Source organism: Microcoleus sp. Pol11C3 (assembly GCF_036701485.1).
In the GTDB taxonomy this organism is placed as follows: domain Bacteria; phylum Cyanobacteriota; class Cyanobacteriia; order Cyanobacteriales; family Microcoleaceae; genus Microcoleus.
In genome coordinates this window covers 1-18933 of record NZ_JAUBQW010000127.1, presented here as the reverse complement: position 1 = coordinate 18933, position 18933 = coordinate 1, and the positions used below count along the sequence as shown (strand labels likewise).

Sequence of the window (18933 nt, the reverse complement as noted above, 5' to 3'; positions counted from 1 at the left end):
TTTTTTTGGCATGGCTATTTTTGCTCGATTTTTTCAGCAATTATAACAGACCTATGACAACCGGATTCCGTATCAGACAGGCTTCTGAACCTTCGCAAGCGGACAAATTAGTATTGGCTTACACCAAGTTATGGGATACATTAGATGATTTCAAAAATCTCAACATTCTGAAATTTGACCAGAATGCTTCCACTATTTACACTAAGTTCCATCGTCAAATAAGACTCATCGGCTCGCAAGATTTGCGGATTGCTGCTATTGTACTTGCTAATAATGCTATCCTCGTTACGCGCAACCACCGACATTTTTCGCAAGTGCCTGCTTTAGTGCAAGAAGACTGGACCATTCCACCTTAAAAGCAAGGGGCGAGATCAAAAAAAATCCAGCCCCAGCTTCAATTCAAAACTACCTTTGATCCCAAACTTGGGCGGCATCAGCCACAGCTTGATCTACCGACTTCTCCCCTAACATTGCCGCCTGCAAATTGTCATAAATCGCCTTTTGCAACTTCTTAACTTCCTTGAGAGGCGGAATCAATAGCTCGGCGGAACTCAACTCAGAAGCACTAACAACCCGAGCTCGATCGGCAGCAGCAGCATCAGCGGGAACCTTCTTAAAATAATCGTCCTTTAAAGCCTCAACCGTAGAAGGCAAAACATTAGCAGCCTTAGCAAAAGCCAACTGATTTTGAGAATTAGTCACGTACAAAGCAAACTTAACAGCATCATCAGGACGCTTGCTGTCGCGAGGCACAACCAAATTCATCACCGCCACAGTCTTCTTGCCTGTTTCCCCCGTAATTTGAGGCGCAGCAGCCGAAACAGCACCAATACTCGGCGCATTCTCAGCAATCGCCTTCAAAAACTGAGGCCCCGAAGCTAAGAAAGTAGTTTCCCCAGCTTGATAAAGCTCGATCGCCCTGCGATGTCCCTGCACCAAAACATCCTGCGGCAAAAGTCCGCCCTTGTACAAATCCACCCAATACTGAAAAACCCCTTTGCCCTTAGCAGTATTAAAAGCCGCCTTGCCTTTAGCGTCAACCAAAGGCACACCCATCTGCACGAAAGATTGCAAAACCTCCCCCGAATCTTCCGGCACAAAAGTCACAAAAAAAGCAAACTTACCAGTCTTCTCCTTCACCTGCTTGGCAACAGTTGCCAACTCGGCATAAGTAGCCGGAGGCTTAGAAATTCCAGCCTTCTTCAACAACTCCGTATTGTAAATTGTCACCCCAGTCGTGAGATACCAAGGAATGCCAAAACTCTTGCCGTCGAGCATACTAGCTTTCCATATATTTGGGAGATAGAGCGATCGAACTTGCTGCGGAATCCGAGAGTCCAAATCCAACCAAGCATTGCGTCCCGCCAACAGCGAAGCAAAATCGGGATTGAGGTTAACCACATCCGGCGCAGTTTTCGCTGAAACCGCCCCCAAAATCTTGCTTTCCATCGCCGACCAAGGAACGTCCACCCAACGCACCTTCACCCCCGGATTTTCGGCTTCAAAACCGGCGATCGTCTTGTTGAAATACTCAGTAAACTGAGGTTGCAGTTGCATAGTCCAGAACTCGATTTCCGTAGAATTCGTTGTCTGGGAATTAACACCAGGCTTGCTGCAACTAACCACCGCAGCCAGCAGCAGCCCCACCAGTCCAAAAACAGCAAACAGTTGCCAAGATTTACGTTTCATAGAATAAAATTTGAGAGTTATGGGAACCGTTTGACAAAAAAGCGCTCGCCCGAATCAAGCGCCATCGAGTCAGTAACAGAGTTTTGTACCTGGGCCCAGGAGCGAGATAGTCTGTTTTTGTGCAGAATCGGCAGGTTTTCGGTCGATCGAGCTGGAATTTATTGACATTCGCAGCAGAATAGCTATTGTCAAGTAAATTGGATAGCATAAAATCGGAACTAGCGATCGCGCAACACAGACTGAGCTGTGCAGAAGAAGGCGGGATACCGAGATTACAGCACTCTTGCGGCAGTTGGAAACCAACCCTCCAACACCGGGCACGCTGAATCAGGCTGGCCAACTACAAAAGAAAAAAATAGCAATTATCGGCGACCCAATCACATGGTTAACTTTTTCAAAGGTCTACTTTCCCAACGCCAGCCTGGAATCGGGATCGAAATAGCCCCAGACCGCATCAACATCATTCAGCTCGAAAAGAAAGCTCAGGCATTAAAATTAGGCATCCTCGCCTCAATAGAAGTTCCAGAAGACTATATACAAGAAGGACAAATAGTCGATCCGCCGGGAATGGCAGAACTAATAAAAGCCGTCCTCGCCGAAAACAAAATCAAAGCCAAGCGAGTAGCCACAGCCATTCCCGGCCGCGAAGCGGTCATCCGCTTAATCCCTGTTCCCGCAGAGCTCAACGAAGAAGAACTGCGGGATTACATGAACGCAGAAGCAGGACTGTACTTGCCGTTTCCCAGAGAAGACGCCGACGTAGACTATCAAAAAATAGGCCTTTTTGTAGATGACGACGGAGTAGAAAAAGTGCAAGTCGTGTTAGTAGCAACCCGCAGAGAAGTTACCGACACATACATCGAAACCTTCAAAGAAGCCGGACTGATTATAGACGTACTAGAAGTAACCAGCTTTGCCCTAATCCGCACCCTCAAAGAACAACTGCAACAATTTTCCTCCCAAGAAGCCGCCGTCCTGACCGCCATAGAATTTGACAGTACCGAGTTAGCTATAGTAGTGGACGGTATACCTCAGTTCAACCGTACCATCCCGATCGGGACCTACCAAATCCAGACCGCCCTCAACCAAGCCATGAACCTGCCGCCAACCAGGGACACCAGCGAACTGCAAGGCATGACCCTGCCAGTCACAGATACAATGGGCGCATCGGGAGACGCCAATCCCGGCACAAATGCGATGATAAAAGTATTGGGAGAACTAGCAGACGAACTGCGCCGCTCAGTAGACTTTTACCTCAACCAGAGCGAAGAACTCGAAGTAGCGCAACTACTGCTAGCAGGCCCTGGAGCTGCGATCGGTAAACTAGACGAATTTTTCATGCAAAGATTAAGCTTGCCCGCATCTCAAGTCGATCCCATCGAAACCCTAGGACTCGAAATCAGCCAAGAAATTACCCCAGAACAGCGAGCAGGTTTAGGAGTCGCCCTAGGTTTAGGACTAAGGGAGGTTATGTGAACTAACAGTTTTAGATGAGAGAAAAACCGATTTGAGAATTTTAGGTAAAAACCCCTGCCAAAAGAACAAGGCAGGAAGCAGAAGGTAAAATATTGGAGGTAGAACGTAGAAGGTAAAAGGTAGAATATATCTGAAGTAGAAGCAGCCCCTTCCTTCAGTAGAAGGCAAAAAGTTGTTTCTTTCTTCCCTAAATAAATCCTTCACTTGTACCAGCAATCTTGGGTTCTGTCAAAAATCTAAAATTTCAAATTTAAATCTATAGCAACAGCCAAGACAGTTAGGACCTTCTTAATTGCTGAAACATAAGCGGTCGATTACTTTTTCCTTCTACCTTCTACCTTCTATCTCGTGCCTTCTACCTTATACCCTGTGCCTTCTGCCTTCTTTTTTCTGCTATAAAATCGAGTGAAGCCATGTACAGCCTAGATATTAATTTTCTCAACGACCGTCCGGACTACAAACCAGTTGCTGCAGCCAAAAGCTCAACTAAAAAAAGTTCCGGTGGAGCCAAAGACCAACTGCCCATATATGGGGCGACGCTGTTTGCCCTTGGCATCGTCGCCGCAGTCATGGGCGCCTGGTGGTGGGCGACTAACGAAAATAACAACTTGGCCACAGAACAAGCAACCATCGACCAAGAACTGGCAACGTTAAACACTCAAGCCAACGTCATCAAAGCCATCAATGCCGAAACCGACCAAGTTACCGCCGAATACAAAGCCTTAGCCGGAGTATTCGACCAAATTAAACCTTGGTCGGCGATGCTGCAAGACCTGAGTGCCCGCACTCCAGCGGGAGTGCAAATTGCCAAAATCGAGCAAATCGACCCCAGTCCCTCCCCCGTTGCAGCAGCACCCCCACCCCCCGTAGCGACCCCCGCAGCCAGCCCGTCTCCAGGGGCGAGTCCGTCTCCAGCCAGCCCCCCCCCGGCAGCAGCTCCCCCCCCCGTTGTCCCGCAGCAGGCAGCAAAAATACAAATTTCAGGGATAGCCAGTACCTTTGCTCAAGTTAACGACTTTATGTTGCTAGTCCAGCGCTCTCCTTTCTTCCTTAACACCGATACCAAACTGATAGCGGCGACATTAAAAAACAACCCCGCACAATTACAAGTGCGTAACCAAAACGCACAAGGAGCAGTAGAACTTCCCAAACTGCGACCGGTGGTGGAATATAAAATTGAAACGACGCTCAGCCCGACGGGAGCCTCCGAGTTGCTCCCCGAGCTCCGCAGCAAGCAGGCAGACGGGCTAGCAATACGGATAGAAACACTTCAAGAAAAAGGAGTGCTAGAACCACAAAAACCAGAGGTGAAAAAACAATGACAGCAAATCAGTTTATTCCCAGCGGCGCACAAGCAGAAGAGACAGGGGGTCAGGAAATATTCGGCATTAAGCTGACACCCCAAGTCCAAGCAATCGGCATCGCGGTTCTCGGCCTCCTCATTGCCGGCGGCATCGGCTACCAGTTCGTACTGCCAGAATTCCAAAAAAGCGACGCATTCAAGCAAAAACTTAGCGAAAGCAAGCAAACGCAACTGCAATTGAAAACTCAAATTCAAAAAAAGGCAGAAGCAGAAGCCAAGCAAGAAGAAGCAAAACAGCGCCGCGCCCAAGTGACGGCAATGTTTGCCAGCGACGCCAGCGCCAACACGATTTTGCTTGACATGACCCAACTGGTTAATAGAATCAACGCCGGGGTGCAAGGAGATGACCTCAAGGCTAAAATTACCAAATTTGAGCCGGATATGCCCCCAGCGGCAGCAACCGCCGCGCCGGGAGCTCCAGACCCTGATATTCTGGCTGATACCTCTTTCGGGCCGTCCCTAGCTGGCAAGCTCAGACGCAAAAAATTTAAGGTAGAGTTTGAAGGCACTTTCGCTCAAACCCGCAATTTTATGCGTAACTTAGAGTTGATGCAGTCGCTGTTGGTAGTGAGGAATTTGAAATCTGAATTGGTAGCATCAAATCAGCCAATTGAAGTTGACTTTTTGAAAGGGAAAATAGTTCCTGTAGAGCAGCCGGCAACTAAAATTAAAACTGCTTTTGACTTGCATGCACTGCTGCCGTTAAAGCAAGAAGAAAAACCGCTAACTCCGGCTCCGAGTCCTAGTCCTAAGTAGCGGTTGTGTGGCGGATATTAGGTATGGTTCCCAACTCGCTCTTTCACAAGAAGGCGGAAGGCAGAAGGTTGAAATAGGATGAGGGAAGGTAGAAGTAAAAAAATATGAATGCCAGAAAAATATTTTTTAGATGGCACTCAAAAATTTGGTCTAAAATCTAATTTCTTCTAATACCAGTTTCAAAAAATAATGGAACTGTATAGCAATCCTTGCAGGAGTCGTAAATTTTTTACCCCACCCCAACCATCCCCTTACAAAGGGGAGGGAGTAAGAAATCCACAAATGATGCGAGGGTTGCTGTAGGATAGCTTCTAACCCAGATGTCATCAGTTATTACCAATCGAAAATAGAAAATCGAAAAGGGCATAACTTCTTCCTTCAAAAAGGCTGGAATCGAGAATATTTTAGTCAGTTTAGCAGCTAGCGACAAAAGACTGCGAACAAAAAATAACAAAGTGTAGTGGAGGAGAGAACGTGAAACAGCATCTACGGTTAAGTGGAGGACTCTTATGCAGCGTTGCAGGAGTTTTGATCGCCCAAGCCCCCGTCTTGGCAGTGCCGACTCAAGTCACAGGAGTGCAAGTAAGTCAAGGCAATAATGGCGTAAATATTGTGATGGCGACAGAAAAGGGCGATCGCCCGCAAGTTTTCGCCATCAATAACGGCAATACTTACCAAGCCACCATTATTAACACCCAGCTCCGCTTGCCACAAGGCAACAGCTTCCGTCAAGATAACCCCGCCCCGGGAATTTCTTCAGTAGAAATCAGCCAGGTAGAGGCTAACAGCATCCGCGTTGTAGTGGCGGGCACCAACGGAGTTCCCAACGGACAAATTGTGCCGGGACAAGGCCAAAGCATCGTTCTCAGCGTTGCCGGACAGGGCGGTACAGCACAGTCTGCCCAAACGGCACCTCCGCCGCCTCCGGGACTGCCACTGACCCAAACAGCTCCCCGGCCGGCTCCCCAAATCCGCACCTCGCAAAACCCAGGCGTGCTGCTGCCAAATCCCGAAGTTACTGTTACCAGGAACGATCGCCCGCCCCTCCCCAGCGAAATTCAATCCCAGACCAATCAGGCTGCCCCTTTCCAACCGCGGGCCGTGGCACCGCCATTGGGAGATATCGCGGTGTCTAACATCGCCCCTGGCGTGGGAAATATTGAACTGAGTTCGGGAGAACGCATCCCCCGCTTGGTGCTGCGGGATGCCCCAGTCCGGGACGTTTTGGCTCTGCTGGCTCGCGCTGCAGGCTTGAACATTGCTTTTACAGGTGGCGGGGCCCCTGCTCAACCAGGCCAGCCAGCAGTGCCTGGTCAGCCCGGAGCCTCCGGTTCTGATGAAGGGCCGAAGATTTCTTTGGACATCGAAAACGAGTCGGTGCAAGATGTCTTTAATTACGTGCTACGGCTCAGCGGGCTGCAAGCTAACCGCCAGGGGCGGACGATTTTTGTAGGGACTAGCTTGCCGATCGACTCGCGCAATATTATCATTCGGACTCTGCGGCTCAATCAAGTCAGATCTACGGATGCAGCTAACTTTTTGAGCGCTCAAGGCGCTGAAACTCAACTGCCGATTACTCGGGTGACTATTCAAACCGTAGGCCAGGGAAATGCGGCGCGGGATGTGGAAATTAGGGAACCGGACATTAAGGCGATCGGCGCTAAGGAAGGCACCGGGCCGCTATTGCTGAGAGGACTGTCGGTACTGGCGGATTCTCGGCTCAATTCCATCACTTTGGTGGGCGATCCGCGCAAAGTTGACATGGCTGTGGCTTTCTTAACACAGCTAGATTTGCGCCGCCGTCAAGTGGCTGTCAACGTCAAGGTGATCGATGTCAACTTGTTGGGAAACAACCAAACTAGCAGCAGTTTCTCTTTCGGAATTAATAACAGTTTCTTTGTGAATGACAACGGAGCAGCAAGTCTCAATTTTGGCGGCATCAATCCTCCTAACACCGATACTGCCAGGAATGGCATAGCTAGTCGGCCGATTATCAACAACCGAGACATTCCCCTAGAAAACAGGGTACCTTTCTATGATCCGAGGGGCAATTTAATCAACGTGCCCCTCACAGGAAATGGTGGCGGGTTGTTCGTCCAGCCGACAGCGCCGATTACTAATAACCCCGCAGCAGTTGGGATTAGCGATTACTCGCCGTTTGACCCTACAACCGTGAATTCTGCTGGAAGTGCGACTTTCGGCTTGTTCCCGCTGTTCCAATATCCAAGGAGGTTCCTGTCGGCGTTGCAGGCAACTATTACCAGCAACAATGCCAAAATCCTGACCGATCCGACTCTGGTGGTTCAAGAAGGAGAAACGGCGAATGTGAATATTACTGATGAGGTGATCAGTAACATCACACAGCAAACGCAGAGTACCGGAAATACAAGTACCACAACAACAACGGCCGTTAAGGATCGCGCAGGTTTACAGTTGGGGGTGGCGATCGATCGGGTTGATGATAATGGCTTTGTTTCTCTGCGGGTGAACCCGATTATCAGGACACCCGGCTCCCTTGTAGACCTGTCCACGGGCGGGAACACCAATCAGATCGCTCTGCTGGGCGAGCGATCTTTGCAATCGGGTCTAATTCGCCTGCGGGACGGTCAGACTTTGATTGTTTCAGGGATTATCCGCGACGAAGAACGGATTAGAGCGAGCAAGATTCCGATTTTGGGAGATTTGCCAATTATCGGTTCGCTGTTCAGGAGCACCAATAAGACCAACCAGCGGGCGGAGTTGATTGTATTGCTGACACCGCAGATTTTGGATGATAGCGATCGATCGAACTTTGGCTACCAAAACAACATCAGTCCCGACGCGCGCCAACTGTTGCAGCGCAGTCAGCCCGTCCAGCCGAGACAGTAGGAACGAAGGAAAATGCCTTGCTGTCAACTTTCCACGCTCTTTCCCCTGAGTCCGACAGTCCGACAGGGGTTGAAACCCCTGCCTCAAAGCTAAAGTCCTCTAAAAGAAGACTATAAATCACTCTTTACAGTCGTCTTCAGACGACTTCAGCTATGAGACAGGGACTGAAGTCCCTGGCGGGTTTCGGGAGAATGACACAGCCCTGCCCCACGGGGAAAAGAAACAAGGAAGAAGGAAAAAACTTTTCCTTTAGCCCTTGACAAATTACATTTTATTCGTTCTATTTGTCCTTTTTTTAGGCTTTCAAATCCACCGAGGCGAGAAATCTTCTCTCCAAGGTGGTATTTTTTTACCTAAATTTTGGGATTAATTAAAAAAATTGTCCCAATCCATATAAATTAAAGGTTCCACCGATCCATAACGGTCGGCAAGACTTTAGAATAATGCAGTGAAAATTAGATGCTGTGGGGTTTTCAGCACTTAGAAACAAAAATTCCTTTTCTGACCAATTACCCTAGGGTAATTAGTATTCAGCAGGAGTTGTGATTCGGGGAAGCGGACGGGAGCAATCGGGAACCACCCAAACCTCCCAAGCCACACCTCAATCCAGTTGATAACTCACGGCTAATAGTTGAACTAACTCTGTTTAACGTAAATTTTGCAAATCCAGAAGGAGTTCGCAATGAACAAAGGTGAATTGGTTGATGCAGTCGCGGAAAAGGCTAGCGTGACGAAAAAACAGGCAGATGCTGTTTTGAGTGCCGCCCTCGAAGCAATCATGGAAGCTGTCTCCGATGGCGACAAGGTGACGCTGGTCGGTTTTGGCTCGTTTGAGTCGCGGGAACGCAAGGCCCGCGAGGGTCGCAATCCCAAAACTGGCGACAAGATGGAAATCCCAGCAACCCGAGTTCCTGCATTTTCCGCAGGCAAGTTGTTCAAGGACAGAGTTGCACCGGATAAAGAGCCCAAAGAATAGGTGAACTGAGTCTTGACTAGACCTGTACACGGTGGCAATTTAGCTTGGGCAGCCACACTGGCGGGCTGCCCTGCCTCTGCTATTCTCGATTTTTCTGCGAGTATCAGTCCTTTGGGCCCTCCTGAGTCGGCCCTGGCTGCGATTCAAGCACACTTGAGCAGTCTGACGGCTTACCCAGATCCGGATTATGGAGAGCTCAGGACTGCTTTGGGTGAGGCTTTGAATGTTGACCCGGATTGGATTTTGCCGGGGAATGGTTCGGCGGAATTGTTGACTTGGGCGGCTTGGGATTTGTCGAAGCTGGAGGCGACTTATTTGGTGACTCCGGCTTTTGGCGATTACTCGCGGGCTCTTTTGGCTTTCGGGGCGAAGGTAATCAAATGTCCTTTGGATCTCCAATTGTTGGATGCGGAGTCTGGAAGCCGGTTAGTAATGGATGATTTGTCGGTTTCTAACCGTTCCCTTGTCTCCGCTTCTTTCCGTCTCCCGGTTCCTCTTGCTCTCGATGCCGCCGATCGAGGTTTGCTACTGAACAACCCGCACAATCCTACGGGTTTGCTGTTCGGTAGGCAGGCGATTTTGCCTTATGTGAAGCAATTAGGTATGGTGGTTGTGGATGAGGCCTTTATGGACTTTCTACCGCCTTCTGAGCAGGAAACTTTGATCGGTGCTGTTGAGGAGTTTCCGAATTTGGTGATTTTACGATCGCTCACGAAATTCTATTCTCTGCCGGGACTGCGGATGGGCTGTGCGATCGCCCATCCCGATATTCTGCGCCGCTGGCAGTTGCGGCGCGATCCTTGGCCTGTGAATGCTTTGGCTGCTGCTGCTGCTGCTGCTGTGGTTCGAGATGCTGCTTTTGAGCGGCAAACCTGGGATTGGCTGCCTGTTGCTCGCTTTGAGCTATTTGAGGGTTTGGCTAATTTACCGGGTTTGCAGCCTTTTGCTGGGGCGGCTAATTTCTTGTTGGTTGAGTCGTCGGTGTCGGTTTCTTCTATTCAAAAAAGTCTCTTGGAACGACACCGGATTTTGATTCGGGATTGTTTGAGTTTTCCTGAGTTGGGCGATCGGTTTTTTCGGGTGGCTGTGCGCTCAAGGGCTGAAAATCTGCGGCTGATTGCTGGACTTGCGGATGTCATTAGTCGTTAACTCGGAAATTCATTTCACGCCAACATCAAAGATTTGGCGTGAGATGAATGCCAGTGAGTTTAAGACTGCTAGAGTTATTGCATACATCTTTGATAGAGCCGGTGAACCGCAGATGTAAGGCAGATAAACACAGATAAACGCAGATAATTTCAAGAATTAAGAGCTAAGGAAAGCAATTCAAGTCTGCTGACTACTGACTGCTGACTATTGACTAATGACTACTGACTTCTTTATTTATGCTTGACTATGATTTAGTGATTATTGGTGGAACTCCGGCCGGACGTTATGCTGCTTTGACTGCAACTAATTTCCCGGCCCGCGTTGCTTTGGTGGAACCGCTCAGTAATTCGCAAGATTTGTCCACTGGGGGGAAAGAGTCGATCGACCTTGGTTTAAGATACAGCCAAACTTTGAGGGAGGCTGCTCGTTTTGCCCAGCAGATCAGCCGTCAGCAATTGGGGGTTCGCTGGGTAGTCGCGAATTCCTCCATGCCGCTCAAATTGCGGTTTGACGGGGTTCTCAAGTGGGCCGAGGGTGTTGTTTCTAATTTGTCAGAAATTGATGATCTCGGCGTTTTGGCTGCTCGCGGGATCGATGTTATTTTTGGCAACGGCGAGTTTGTTGCGAAACCGGATTTGGCTTTTGTTGTCGGCGGGCGGAAATTGCGATCGCTCTGTTATTTACTAGCTTGTCCAACTCTGCCGGCGATTCCCAATATTGAAGGACTTTCGTCTGCTGGCTTTTTTACTTCGGAAACAGTCGGGGAATTAGCAAAACTTCCACAGTTGCCTAAAAGTTTGGCTGTAATCGGCGCAGATCCCAGCGGTGTCGAAGTGGCTCAGACTTTTGCTCGGCTGGGGGTTGCTGTCACTTTGGTAGTGAAAAGTTCGCACATTTTGGCTAAAGAAGACCGGGAGGCTGCTGGTTTGGTGCAAGCTGGAATGGAAGCTGAAGGAGTGCGGATTCTGACTGCTACTGAGGTGACTCAAGCTAGGGTGATTGAGGGTAAAAAGTGGATTCAAGCTGGGCCAAGGGCGATCGAAGCTGAGGAGATTTTTCTGGCCGCCGGTAGAGGGCACAATTTTTCATCGTTAAATCTCGAAGCGGCTAAGGTTAAATTCAGCGATCGGGGGGTGATTTTAAATGAAAAGCTGCAAACAACTAATCACCGCATTTACGCGATCGGCGATGTTGCTGGGGGTTATCCGTTCCCTCACATCGCTAATTACGAAGCTGCTGTTGCGGTGAAAAATGCTTTGTTTTTGCCGCTGTTTCAAATAGATTATCGCGGGATTCCTTGGGCGATTTTTTCTGATCCCCAGTTGGCGAGGGTTGGCTTGACTGAAGCGCAAGCAAGGCGTCGTTTTGGAGACGATCTCATTGTTTGTAGGGAATATTTCAAGAATGTTGAAAGAGCTCAAATGTCCGGAGATACAACGGGTTTTTGTAAGATTGTCGGGCGTCGCAACGGGGAGATTTTGGGAGCGAGTATTGTGGGCCCGCAAGCTGCTGAGCTGATTCACGCGATCGCTTTGGCTGTGCGTCACGGGATGAAGGTTGAGGCGATCGCCCAACTTCCTTATATTTGGTCTAGTTTTTCGGCAATTAACGGTCAAACTGCTGCTATTTGGGAGTCGCAGCGCTTGGGTAGCAATACTTTTTCGCGCAATTTATGGGATAATCTGTTTCACTGGCGCAGGTATTGGAATAAGTAAAGAAATCAAATGTTTGTAGTAGGAATTTGTGAAATTGCTATGATTACCCCCGAGTTAAAAAGTAACTTGCTAATAAGCTCGCTCAGCATTTAAATTGTGTGTCAATAAATAACTGGAGTTTAGACTAAGACAGAATAAAGAGGTGCATTAATCGAGATTGAATGCACTCAAAAATGAGCGAGCGAAAACTTCAGATTAAGGGGACTTTTTGGCGGTCTTTCTCGGTCGAGAAAACCCTTTTTTGACCACAGGATATCGAATCCTAGGCCGTCGCTTGCGCCCTTTAGTCCAACCAGGAGATTTACCTCGAAGTTTGGGAGGACAAGCAGGTGTACCTAACAGGGCTAAAATGCTCCCAAAAGATTGAGCTACCCGTCCAGGAGTGAGTTTGACTTGAGATTTATGCCAAGGGAGAGGACGCTGTGCGACAAGCTGACGGGCCAACCATAATTGCCAAGTAACAATCGGCATTAAATCGCTCCATCGATCGCATTGATCGGGTGTACTTAATGCAGGAACTGTCCAAGGTCGACGATTTTTGGCAAAACGATACCAATGGTCTATCGCAAACCTTCGCAAATAGAGCCGCCAAACTTCTGTGACAGTCGGCATAGATAATCCAGTAAATACCAACCACATCGGCTTAGAAATCCTGGTAAAATCATCGGTCGTCAGTCGTTCCACCTTTGGCATTTAATACGTGATTCACTTCTGAGAGTTGGGCAGCTTGTTGTGGCATCTAGGCAAATAATTCACCTTGCTTTTGGGCGACTCCCAAGCGATCCGCAATTTGGCGCAGAAACTGGATTTCCTCTGCTTCCGGCTTTAAATCCCGATCCGCCCGAATTGTACTGATGACATTAAATTATGAGCTAAACTAGACATTAGATTTTATAGGCGATCGGCTTCAAGCATCGGTTGCAAAAACACTCTTAAGTACCTGATTAGCTTCTTAAGTTCCGGTTCAATGAACTGCTGTCGTTCAATCAGCGTTCGCGAAGCGATTTTCTACTGAGCCTCAACTGAATTATCCACAGCTCTTACATAAAATATTAAGTCGGGTTTTTTAAATCGCTCTTTCATAATTTGCTGTCCACAATATGTTAAGAAAAATGTAATTAAGGAATAGCACCGCAGATAGAGGCACAATAGTAGATATCAACTATAAGAAGCTTCAGGCTTGACAGAAGCAGTAGGACTACGTAGATATGGCTAGCATAACAAATATTTTTCGAGGATATCAAATTAACGAGCAAATATACGCAGGCAATCGAACTCTCGTTTATCGCGGTCTGCGGTCTTCAAATGGGCAGCCCGTCGCGATCAAACTGCTGCGAAATGACTTTCCCCGCTTCCACGAACTGGTTCACTTCCGCAATCAGTTTGTCATTACTAAAAACTTAGAGATCCCCGGCACTGTCAAGGCATACAGCCTGGAGACTTACCAGAACCACTATGCTCTGGTGATGGAAGACTTTGGCGGAATTTCCTTAAGTAGCTACCTCGCTAGTCTGGTGTTCGCCAGCAAGGAACCCCTAGAAGGCTTGCCCATTAACGAGTTTCTTCCCATTGCCATTCAAATTGCCAACTCGCTTGACGGACTTTATCGCCACCACATCATCCATAAGGATCTCAAACCCGCCAACATTCTAATTAACCCTGCCAGCAAACAAGTTAAGCTGATTGACTTCAGCATCGCTTCCCTGTTGCCGCGCCAAACCCAAGAAATTCAAAATCCCAACCTCCTCGAAGGCACTTTACCTTACATATCTCCCGAACAGACTGGGCGAATGAACCGAGGCATTGACTACCGCACGGATTTCTACTCTCTGGGAGTCACATTCTACGAACTGCTGACGAGACAGTTGCCTTTCCAAAGCGAAGATCCGATAGAGTTAGTACACTGTCACCTTGCCAAGCAGCCTATCTCAGTTCATCACCTCAACAATAAAGTTCCATTGGTGCTGTCTGAAATTGTTAGCAAACTGATGGCGAAGAATGCTGAAGATAGGTATCAAAGTGCGATCGGACTCAAGTTTGATTTGGAAAATTGTTTGTACCAGTGGCAAAAAACTGGAGAAATCGCCTCTTTTCAACTAAGGCAGCGAGATTTGTGCGATCGCTTCATCATTCCCGAAAAATTATATGGTAGAGAGATCGAAGTATTCTCCCTACTGACAGCCTTCGATCGCGTGAGTGCAGGAAGCGCCGAAATGATTCTGGTGGCTGGCTTCTCTGGCATTGGCAAAACCGCCGTCGTCAACGAAGTTCACAAACCGATTGTTGCAGCTAGAGGCTACTTCATTAAAGGTAAATTCGACCAATTTGGGCGCAGCCAACCCTTCTCAGCTTTTGTACAAGCTTTTCGCGATTTAATGAAGCAATTGCTGAGCGCAACAGATGCTCAAGTTGAACACTGGAAGACTCAAATCCTGGCAGCATTGGGCGAGAATGCTCAGGTAATTGTTGAGGTAATTCCTGAACTAGAACGGATTATCGGAGAGCAACCACCCGCACCAGAACTTTCGGGCAGTGCTGCCCAACACCGCTTCAATCGGTTACTTGATAACTTTATTCAACTCTTCACAACCAAAGAACATCCCCTTGTCATCTTCTTAGACGACTTGCAATGGGCAGACTCAGCGTCATTAAAGTTGATTCAACTTTTGACGAGCGATCGCGATCGGCGCTATCTCTTATTAATTGGAGCCTATCGAGATAACGAAGTCAGTCCCGTACACCCTTTAGTGCTGACATTATCCGACATCCAACAAACGGAAGCTACGGTAAACACTATTACCCTCGCGCCGCTCGATTGCTTCAATTTGAATTGTTTGATTGCCGATACTTTAGTTTGTTCTAGAGCCTTGGCTATGCCCTTAACAGAACTGATCGATCAAAAAACCCAAGGCAATCCGTTTTTTAGCACGCAATTTCTCAAATCTTTGCATGAAGATGGGCTAATTACCTTTAATTGTGAGGAGCGGTATTGGCAATGCGATATCGCCACAGTGCGAACCTTAGCCCTGACAGATGATGTTGTAGAGTTCATGGCGCTGCAATTGCAAAAGTTGCCACGCGATACGCAAGAAGTTTTAAAGTTAGCTGCCTGCATTGGTAACGAATTCGATATAGCAACGCTGGCGGTAGTGTGTGAAAAATCTTTTTCAGATACGGCAGCCAACTTGTGGCCTGCTTTGCAAGCAGGGTTGATTTTCCCACTGACTGAAGTTTATAAATTTTTTACTTCAGACGAGTTTGAATTCATAAATCAGAATTCAGAAGAAGAAAGCAATACTTCTGACTCGTGGTTCCAGAATCCAGACTCCTGTTATTACAAATTTCTGCACGATCGCGTTCAACAAGCCGCTTACTCCTTAATTGCCGCCCGCCAAAAACAAGCAACTCACCTGAAAATCGGGCAACTCCTGCTCCAAAATACCCCGATTCAAGAACGGGACGAGCGGATTTTTGCCATTGTTAACCAATTGAATATGGGATGGGAGTTAATTTCTCAACCAGCGGAAATCGAAGAACTAGCGCGGTTGAACTTGACAGCAGGACGGAAAGCCAAAGCATCTACAGCCTATGCGGCGGCGGTGAAGTACCTGAATACGGCGATAAATTTGCTCTCAGGCGATTCTTCGGGTGAGACACTTAGCGAGAGCTGGCAGACTCAGTACGATTTGACCATAGACATAACTGTGGAAGCAGCAGAGGCAGAATATCTCAACACCAATTTCCCCGCCGCCAGTACCTTAGTTGAAATGGTGTTGCAGCACGGGAAAACACTGCTCGATCGCATCCCAGCTTACGAGATCGAGATACAGGTTCACATAGCGCAACGCCAACATAACGATGCTATTGACACGGGATTGCAGGCATTAGAATTGCTGGGCTACCCCGTCAACCTGAGCGAGCCGGAATTTTTAGTGGAACTGCCCGCTCTAGAAGAGCTGGAAGACTGCCCTCTGATGACAGACCAGGCCCAACTGGCAGCTATGCGGATTCTTAAAGCTTGTTTGTCTTCCATTCTCATAGGCAGACCGCAAATTCTGCTGCCAGTAGTCCTGACACAAGTGAAACTGTGTCTCAAATACGGCTACTCGCCGTTGGCATCGAGTACCTATGCCTGGTACGGCCTCATCCTGTGCGGTGGGCTTGGCAATATCGATGCCGGGTATCAGGCAGGGCGACTAGCGCTGCAACTGCTCAAACAGTTTGATGCTAGAAAGGACAAAGCCCTCACCTACAATGTGTTCTACGCATTCATCCAGCACTCGAAGGAACCTGTACGAGAAAGCCTATCTCCCCTAGCCGAGGGGGTGCAGAGCGGTCTGGAAACTGGAGACTATACATATACAGGCTACTGTGCCGTCAACTATTGCTTCCACAAATTCCTGGTGGGGGAAAACCTGGAAACCGTTAAACAAGACCAGGTAAAATACCACGACTTACTGTTGAAGTTAAAACAGGAACACTCCCTCTGTTTGTCTCAGATCTGGCATCAACTGTTGTTGAATTTGTTGGGGAAGGCAGCAAATCCACTCGAGTTAATTGGTGAGAGTTTTGATGAATCCGTGATGTTGCCCCGCCTAATAGCCGAGAACAACTACTACGCCCTGTTTATCGGCTATTTGGCAAAGACGATTCTGTTTTATTTGTTGGAAGAGTCCGATCGAGCAGTTGATAGTGCCGCCAATGCAGCCAACTACTCTAGTGCCTGTGCAGGTGCGGAGTATTTCGTCACTCTGCACTTATACCAATCGCTGGCACTACTGGCGAACTATCCCAACGTCAGTTTATCAGAGCGATCGCATTACCTAAGTCAGGTTGCTGCTAACCAGGAAAAAATGCAGCTTTGGATGCAGCACGCTCCGATGAACTACGAGCATAAATATCATCTAGTAGAAGCCGAAAAAGCACGAGTATTAGGCGACCATCTAACCGCCATCAACGAATATGAGATAGCCATTCAGGGAGCGCGGGAAAATAACTATCAGCAAGAAGAAGCCCTTGCCTACGAATTGGCTGCTAAATTCTACCGGGAATGGGGGAAAGAAAAATTTGCCCAGGTATATCTAATTGATGCCTATTATGCCTACGCTCGTTGGGGAGCAAAAGCAAAAATTGACGATTTAGAACAACGCTATCCCCAACTACTTGCTGCGATCCTGCAACAGAATAAAGTGCTTTTACATCAAAGCGAAGAAGTGCTAATTTCCACTGGCAACTCATCCATCTCCAGTTCAAGCCAAACCATTACTAGCAGCGCTGCCTCCTCATGGATAGTAGATTTACCAACAGTGATCAAAGCATCTCTTGCTATATCCAGTGAAATTGAAGTCGATCGGTTACTCTCTACTCTCATCCAAGAGGCAATTAAAAATGCCGGAGCGGAAATGGGAATATTCATTTTGAATGAAGAGGGAAACTGGAAAATAGTCGTTCATTGCAGCAACACTTTTGAGTGTTCCCTGCAATCTATTCCGATTGAGGAGAGCCCGATAATTCCTTTAAGTGTGATCAACTACGTCAAACGTACCAAAGAAACCCTAGTTTTTGATGATGCTAGCACTCAACCAAGATTTGCATCTGACCCCTACATTATCCAACAGCAACCTCAGAGCCTGCTTTGCACTCCGATCAGCGAGCGAGGCAAAATGATCGGGATTTTGTATTTAGAAAATAATCTAGCAACAGGAGTATTTACCGGCGATCGCATTGCCATCCTCAACATCCTCTGCTCTCAAGCGGCAATCTCCCTACAGAATGCTCGTCTGTATCAACAATCTCAGGATTATGCCCAAAAACTAGAGCAGTTTATCAACGATCTCAAACAGATGCAGTTGCAATTGGTGCAGAGTGAAAAGATGTCTGCTGTCGGAAATTTAGTCGCAGGGGTAGCCCACGAAATTAACAATCCCGTAGGCTTTATCGCCGGCAACTTGCAACCAGCTCAAGAATACGTGGGGGATTTATTCAACTTGATTGATTTGTATCAAGAAAAATTTCCCGCTCCGGGAGTGGAAATTGAAGCAGAAATTGAGGAGATGGACTTGGAGTATTTGCGAGAAGATTTGCCCAAATTGATTGGCTCTATGAAGGAGGGAGTCGATCGCATCCGCAATATCAGTACAAGTTTGAGAACGTTTTCGAGGGCAGATAGCGATCGACCCGTTTCTTTCAATATTCACGACGGACTCGAAAGCACTCTCCTGATTCTCAAGCACCGTTTAAAAGCCAGCGAGTTTCGCCCTGCCATTGAAGTTGTGAAAGAGTATGGTAACTTGCCCCTAGTGAAATGCTTTCCCGGACAGTTAAACCAGGTATTTATGAATGTGCTGGCTAATGCCATTGACGCCCTGGAGGAGTCAAATAAGGAACGCAGTTTTAGTGAAATTAAAGCCCTACCTAATCAAATCACGGTTCAAACTGCTCTGAGCGAATCCAAGAATCAGGTTTTGATTCGGATTAAGGATAATGGAGTGGGGATGTCGAACGAAGTCAAGGAAAACATCTTTAACCACTTATTCACTACCAAGTCTGTGGGTCAAGGAACCGGATTAGGATTGTCTATAGCTCACCAAATTGTTGTGGAAAAACATGGAGGTACATTAGTGGTGAATTCTTGCCTCGGTCAGGGTTCGGAGTTTGTGATTTCTATTCCGGCGTGAGCAGTTCGTGCTAGGCTTTAGCGCAATTAGCGCCGCCTTGCAATTACAAACCTCGTTATGAGAAGAAACAGGAAACGGGGAATGGGGAACGAGGAACAGGCTAGAGTTTTTCGTGCTAGGAACTAGCGACTACGGACTATGGAAACAAAGAATCTAGGCTAATTTTCCCCTCCTCCGCCCGCATCTTATTAGGGCTTGCTGAATATATCGATCGCACTTGAGGTAGCCTGGGTTTTGAGCGCGCGATCGAGAATAAAGTGCAAG

11 protein-coding genes are annotated in these 18933 nt (G+C 47.8%); 9 read left to right on the top strand and 2 right to left on the bottom strand.

The window, feature by feature from the left end; genetic code table 11:
* Window positions 1-356: type II toxin-antitoxin system VapC family toxin (locus QUA40_RS22705; RefSeq protein ID WP_333130034.1), on the top strand; the 356-nt coding region annotated here is incomplete at its 5' end.
* 49 nt (window positions 357-405) lie between these two features.
* Here QUA40_RS22705 and QUA40_RS22700 read toward each other — a convergent pair.
* On the bottom strand, window positions 406-1689 hold the full coding sequence (locus QUA40_RS22700; RefSeq protein ID WP_333130032.1) for a sugar ABC transporter substrate-binding protein: 1284 nt from the start codon (window positions 1687-1689) through the stop codon (window positions 406-408).
* A gap of 381 nt (window positions 1690-2070) precedes the next feature.
* Between QUA40_RS22700 and pilM the strand changes: the two genes are divergently transcribed.
* From pilM to QUA40_RS22665, 7 genes are all read left to right on the top strand, one after another.
* Window positions 2071-3165 carry a type IV pilus assembly protein PilM gene (pilM, locus tag QUA40_RS22695; RefSeq protein ID WP_333130030.1) on the top strand — a complete coding sequence of 365 codons (1095 nt, stop codon included), beginning with the start codon at window positions 2071-2073 and terminating at the stop codon, window positions 3163-3165.
* A 413-nt stretch (window positions 3166-3578) separates the two neighbouring features.
* Window positions 3579-4487 carry a PilN domain-containing protein gene (locus QUA40_RS22690; RefSeq protein WP_333130028.1) on the top strand — a complete coding sequence of 303 codons (909 nt, stop codon included), beginning with the start codon at window positions 3579-3581 and terminating at the stop codon, window positions 4485-4487.
* Window positions 4484-5284 (top strand): pilus assembly protein PilO, encoded by an 801-nt coding sequence (locus tag QUA40_RS22685; RefSeq protein ID WP_333130026.1) that lies wholly within the window; start codon window positions 4484-4486, stop codon window positions 5282-5284. Before QUA40_RS22690 ends, QUA40_RS22685 begins: the two co-directional genes overlap by 4 nt.
* 474 nt (window positions 5285-5758) lie before the next feature.
* Window positions 5759-8152, top strand: a complete 2394-nt coding sequence (locus QUA40_RS22680) for an AMIN domain-containing protein (protein WP_333130024.1) — start codon at window positions 5759-5761, stop codon at window positions 8150-8152.
* 664 nt (window positions 8153-8816) lie between these two features.
* Window positions 8817-9128, top strand: a complete 312-nt coding sequence (locus QUA40_RS22675) for an HU family DNA-binding protein (protein WP_333130036.1) — start codon at window positions 8817-8819, stop codon at window positions 9126-9128.
* A 12-nt stretch (window positions 9129-9140) separates the two neighbouring features.
* On the top strand, window positions 9141-10277 hold the full coding sequence (gene cobD / locus QUA40_RS22670; RefSeq protein WP_333130022.1) for a threonine-phosphate decarboxylase CobD: 1137 nt from the start codon (window positions 9141-9143) through the stop codon (window positions 10275-10277).
* Window positions 10278-10513: 236 nt separating this feature from the next.
* Complete coding sequence (locus QUA40_RS22665; protein WP_333130020.1) at window positions 10514-11992, top strand: NAD(P)/FAD-dependent oxidoreductase; 1479 nt, start codon at window positions 10514-10516, stop codon at window positions 11990-11992.
* 195 nt (window positions 11993-12187) lie between these two features.
* Here the strand turns inward: QUA40_RS22665 and QUA40_RS22660 are convergent, their stop codons facing one another.
* Window positions 12188-12685: a hypothetical protein gene (locus tag QUA40_RS22660; protein WP_333130018.1), complete on the bottom strand. Its 498-nt coding sequence runs from the start codon at window positions 12683-12685 to the stop codon at window positions 12188-12190.
* 515 nt (window positions 12686-13200) lie between these two features.
* Here QUA40_RS22660 and QUA40_RS22655 point away from each other — a divergent pair.
* Entirely contained in the window at window positions 13201-18669 is a 5469-nt protein-coding gene (locus QUA40_RS22655) for an AAA family ATPase (protein ID WP_333130016.1), read from the top strand.
* The last annotated feature ends 264 nt before the right edge of the window (window positions 18670-18933 follow it).

Bases quoted from the DNA above. Each gene is read 5' to 3' on its own strand.
- QUA40_RS22700 (WP_333130032.1), bottom strand. From the start codon at position 1,689: ATGAAACGTAAATCTTGGCAACTGTTTGCTGTTTTTGGACTGGTGGGG.
- pilM (WP_333130030.1), top strand. From the start codon at position 2,071: ATGGTTAACTTTTTCAAAGGTCTACTTTCCCAACGCCAGCCTGGAATC.
- QUA40_RS22690 (WP_333130028.1), top strand. From the start codon at position 3,579: ATGTACAGCCTAGATATTAATTTTCTCAACGACCGTCCGGACTACAAA.
- QUA40_RS22685 (WP_333130026.1), top strand. From the start codon at position 4,484: ATGACAGCAAATCAGTTTATTCCCAGCGGCGCACAAGCAGAAGAGACA.
- QUA40_RS22665 (WP_333130020.1), top strand. From the start codon at position 10,514: ATGCTTGACTATGATTTAGTGATTATTGGTGGAACTCCGGCCGGACGT.
- QUA40_RS22660 (WP_333130018.1), bottom strand. From the start codon at position 12,685: ATGCCAAAGGTGGAACGACTGACGACCGATGATTTTACCAGGATTTCT.
- QUA40_RS22655 (WP_333130016.1), top strand. From the start codon at position 13,201: ATGGCTAGCATAACAAATATTTTTCGAGGATATCAAATTAACGAGCAA.